Raw genomic sequence first — 4,656 nt, forward strand, 5'->3', positions numbered from 1 at the left:
GTACCGCAGCGGCCGCCCGTCCGACGCCCTGACCGCGTACGAGGCGGCGGGCCGCCTCGTACGCGGTCAGGGCGTCGGACGGGCGGCCGCTGCGGTACAGGGCCGTCATCAGGTGCGCGAGCAGGCCCTCGCGCAGGGGGTGCAGGGCGACCTGGCGGGTCAGCCCCGGGACGAGCGCGGCGTGCTGGCCCAGGGCCAGGGCGGCTTCCGCGTGGAGTTCGACGGCCGTCAGGTGGGCCTCGGTCATGGCGGGGGTCTCGGCGGCGCCGAGGTGGTCCGTGACGTCGGCCAGGGGGTGGCCCTGCCACAGGTCGAGGGCTTCGGCGAGGCGGCGTTCGGCGTCCGTGGGCCGGCCTTCGCGCAGGGCGGTGCGGCCGGCCGCCGCGAGGGTCTGGAAGGTGTGCCAGTCGACGAGCGTGGTGTCCGCCGTCCTCATGGCGTAGCCCGCGCCCCGGCGTTCCAGGCCGTGGTCCGGGCCGAGGCGGGTGCGCAGCCGGGAGACGTAGGTGTAGAGCTGGCTGGTGGAGGTGGCGGGCGGGTCCTCGCCCCACAGCAGGGTGGTGAGCCGCTCGTCGGTGACCACGTGGCCGCGGGCGAGGAGCAGGGCGGCCAGGACCGTGCGCTGCTTGGCCCCGTCCAGGGCGACCGGGCGGCCGGCGCGCCGCGCCGACACCGGGCCGAGGAGGGTGAACTCCATGCCCGTGGCCGGCCCGAGGGACGCAGCCGCGCCCGTGGCCGGGCCGCGCGCGGTGGTCCCGATCGCGCCGCGCGCCGTGGACGGGGCGTGGGGCGGGGTCGGGTTCGGGGACTTGGCCCTGTTCATGGTCGCCTCCGTCGCCGGTGCGAGGGGGCCTCCTCGTGGGCCCTCTCTTTTCGGGGAAACGGTATTGACCTGCGGTTTTATGGCACTCTCGGATCGATTTCGGTGGACCGAAAGCGCTTTGAAAGCGGTCGGAAACGGCGGCTTCCTACGTTGGTGTCAGCCGAAGGGAACCCCCTCCCGGAGCCACCCGAAGGAGACGTCATGCAGCGCTTCGACCGCCTCGCCCTCACCGCTCGTCGCACCGCCGCCACCGCCGTCGTGGCTCCGCTCGGACGCATCGCCGCCACGACCGCCGTGCTCGTCGCCGCCCTCGGTGCGGCCGGGGTGAGCGCCGCCGCGGGCGACGACCCGTGGGTCTCGGCGCGGACCGCGGTGGCCAAGGACGACCCGTGGATCTCGGCCCCAGCCGGTGTCACCAAGGACGACCCGTGGATCTCGGCGCCCCGGACGATGGGGGACGACCCGTGGATCTGATGCGCTGCGGGGGCCCGGCCCGCGCGGTCAGGGGCGTACGAGCGCGAACAGCTCCGCGGAGCCGACCGGTCCGCCGTCCGCGAGCGCCACCAGGAGCCGGTCGGCCCGGTCCCGCCACTCCCGCGAGCCGATCGTGTCGAACAGTTCCGTCGCCTCCACCAGAGCGCCGGCGGCACCCGCGCGGTCGCCCCGCAGCATCAGTGCACCGCCCAGCACCATGACCGCCCTGGCCTCGAGGAACGTGTCCGGCACCTCCTGTGCCGCCTTCACCGCGCTGCGCAGCACCGACTCGGCCTCGTCCGGCCGGTCCTGGCACCACAGTGCCTCACCCAGTGCCCGCAGCACATGCGCCTCGCCCCGCTGGTCGCCGCTTTCCAGGACCAGTTCCAGCGCCCGCCGGCAGGCCTCCTCCGCGCGTACCCCGTCACCGCTCTGCAGGAGCGCCTCGGCCAGCCGCGCCGTGCTCTGCGCCTCGCCCCGGGCCGTGCCCAGTCCACGGCTCTTGGCCACGGCCTCCGACGACATCATCAGCGAGGCCTGCGCGTTGCCCCGTTCCAGCTCGAACTGGGCGAGCATCCCCAGTACGTGGGTCTCGGCGTAGTGGTCGCCGACCTCCCGGAAGATCTCCAGGGAGTGCCGGCCCCGCTCCACCGCCCGGTCCAGGTCCCCCCGATGGCGTTCGCACAGCGCCAGGTTGCGCAGGACCAGGGCCCGCCCCTGGGCCTGGCCCCGCTCCTCGAACAGGAGCAGGGCCCGGCCCAGGCGCTCGTAGGCGCTGTCGTGGTCCCACCGGACGATCTCCAGGGTGCCCAGGGACTGCTGCATCGCCGCCTCGCCCAGCCGGTCGCCGGTGCGCCGGGCCGCCTCCAGGGCGGCTTCGGCGCACTCGCGCCAGTCCTCCAGGTAGTTGCGGTTCTGGAAGAGGGTCACGCCGGCCATCGCCAGTTCCCAGGCGTATCCGGACTCGTTCTCGCGGGCGGCCTGCTGGACCAGTGCGGTGATGGCCATCCGCTCCGCCTCGAACCACTCCATCGGGTCCTCGACGAGGTCGGCCGAGAGCGTCCGCGGCAGTTCGCGGACCGGGGCCGTGCCGGGGACCACCGTGTAGTCGCCGCCGTAGACGCGCCGGTGCGCCTCCTTGGCCAGGCCCAGGAAGACCGCGCAGACCCGGCGCAGGGCGGTGCGCAGTTCCTCCTCGCCGTCCTCGGCCACCGCGCACTCGCGGGCGAACAGCCGCAGCAGGTCCTGGAAGCGGTAGCGGACGTGTCCGCGGCCGGCGCTGAGCGGTTCCAGCATCTGGGCGTCGACGAGGTGCTCGATGAGGTCCTCGGCGTCGACGGGGTCGATGTCGAGGAGGGCGGCGCCGGTCCAGGCCGAGAACTCGGTGATGTTCAAGGAACCGAGCAGCCGGAACATGCGGGCCGTCTGCGCCGGCAGGTCGCGGTAGCTCAGGCGCAGGCCCGCGCGGACGCCGCGGGAGTCGAGGCTGAGTTCGTCCAGGCGGCGGCGCTGGTCCTCCAGCCGGGAGACGAGCGTACGGACCGTCCAGTGCGGTTTGGCGGCGAGCCGGGCCGCGGCGATGCGCAGGGCCAGCGGCAGCCGGTCGCACAGTTCGCTCAGCCGGGCGGCGGCCACCGGGTCGGCGGAGATCCGGTCGTCGCCGGCGACCCGGGACAGCAGGGTGATGGACTCGTCCTGGCCGAGGGAGACCAGGTGCAGGGGCACGTACGCGTAGTCGCCGGCCAGGGCCCCGCCCATGCTGTCGCGGCTGGTGATCAGCACGCAGCAGCCGGAGGTGCCCGGCAGCAGGGGGCGTACCTGCTGGAAGGAGCGGGCGTTGTCCAGCACGATCAGCACCCGGCGGCCGTCGAGCACGCTGCGGAACAGGGCGGTGCGTTCGTGCTGGTCGGCGGGGATCTGCGGGCCGGGCACGCCGAGGGCGCGCAGGAACCGGTCCAGGACGGCGGCGGGCCGGCGCGGGGCCTCCTCCTCGTCGTAGCCGCGCAGGTCGGCGAAGAGCTGCCCGTCGGGGAAGCGGGAGGCGACCTGGTGCGCCCACTGCACGGCGAGGGCGGTCTTGCCCACGCCCCCGGTGCCGACGACCGAGCCGACGGGCAGGGAGGTCCCGCCCTGCTGGTCCAGGAGCCGGTCGAGGGCGGCGAGTTCGCCGGTGCGGCCGGTGAACGAGGCGGGTGCGGGGGGCAGGTGGGCCGGTACGGCGGCCACGGCGACGGCCGGGACCGCGGTCCCGGTGCCCTCGGCCGGGGTCAGCCGGGGCGCGTCGGCGAGGATGTCCTCGTGGAGCTCCTGGAGGGCGGGGCCGGGGTCGATGCCGAGTTCCTCGGCGAGCAGCCGGGCGCCGACCCGGTAGGCCTCCAGGGCCTCGGCGCGGCGTCCGGAGCGGTACTGGGCAAGCATGAGCAGGGCGAGGGCCTGTTCGCGCAGCGGGTGCTCGCGGACGAAGCCGGTGAGCTCGCCGATCAGTTCGCGGTGCTGTCCCTGCTCCAGGCGCAGCGCGGTGAGCTGCTCGTAGACGTCCAGGCGCAGTTCGGTCAGCCGGGCGGCCTCGGACTCGACGCGTTCGGCGGTGATGCCGGCGAGGGCCGGGCCCCGCCACATGGCGAGGGCCTCCTCGAAGGCGGCGCGGGCCTCGTCGGCGCGGCCGCCGCGGGCGGCCTCGCGGCCCTGGGCGGCCCGTTCCTCGAACTCGACGGCGTCGATGCGGTGCTCGCCGGGGTGCAGCAGGTAGCCGGGGTGGCTGGTGACCAGCAGGTCGTCGAGGCCCACGGCCGTCTTGACGATCTTGCGCAGGGCGGAGACGCAGATGGCGATCTGGTTGCGGGCGGTGGCGGGCGGGTTGCCCTGCCAGACGGCATCGGCGAGGGCGTCCACCGAGACGACGCGGCCGGGGTTGAGCAGCAGCATCGACATGATGGTGCGCTGCCGGGCGCCCTGGAGGGCGACGGGGCGTCCGTCCGCACTGATGTCCAGGGGCCCCAGGATCCGGAACACCAGCTGGAGCACGGCTGCCCTCCTCACTCGGCCGCAGCCGTACCCGAACGACCCGTTACGCCGCTTTCCTCTGGGTTACAAGGCGGGGCGTCGGGCGGGCAACGCGGTCGGCAGCAAGCTGCCAGACCGCGCCGGGCCCGGACCGGACCGGTCAGGGGCGGGGTGCCGACGGCGCCTGCCAGGAGGCGGGGGGCAGCAGGCCGGGGCGTTCCCAGCGGGCGGCGGTGTCGGCCGCGGGGTCGTCCGTCGCGGCCGTGGGGGCGTCCCCGTCCGCCTGACGGGAGGTCAGGGCGGCGACCAGGGCGGCGACGGCGGCCAGCTCCTCGGGGGTGGGCCGACCGTTGATG

General features: G+C 75.0%; 4 protein-coding genes. 1 reads left to right on the top strand and 3 read right to left on the bottom strand.

Going from position 1 to position 4,656, the window contains the following annotated elements:
* Positions 1–823 (bottom strand): AfsR/SARP family transcriptional regulator (locus EF918_RS32800; RefSeq protein WP_260610893.1); only part of this gene is annotated, 823 nt, incomplete at its 3' end.
* A 201-nt stretch (positions 824–1,024) separates the two neighbouring features.
* Here EF918_RS32800 and EF918_RS32805 point away from each other — a divergent pair.
* A complete protein-coding gene (locus EF918_RS32805; RefSeq protein WP_125652546.1) occupies positions 1,025–1,297 on the top strand; it encodes a hypothetical protein in 273 nt (90 codons plus the stop codon).
* A gap of 27 nt (positions 1,298–1,324) precedes the next feature.
* Here EF918_RS32805 and EF918_RS39225 read toward each other — a convergent pair whose 3' ends face one another.
* Positions 1,325–4,321 carry a BTAD domain-containing putative transcriptional regulator gene (locus EF918_RS39225; protein ID WP_125652547.1) on the bottom strand — a complete coding sequence of 999 codons (2,997 nt, stop codon included), beginning with the start codon at positions 4,319–4,321 and terminating at the stop codon, positions 1,325–1,327.
* Between the two features lie 139 nt (positions 4,322–4,460).
* The coding region (locus tag EF918_RS32815) for an acyl-CoA carboxylase epsilon subunit (protein WP_185922031.1) at positions 4,461–4,656 on the bottom strand (196 nt) is incomplete at its 5' end.

The organism is Streptomyces sp. WAC06614, assembly GCF_003949795.1.
Taxonomy (GTDB): Bacteria; Actinomycetota; Actinomycetes; order Streptomycetales; family Streptomycetaceae; genus Streptomyces.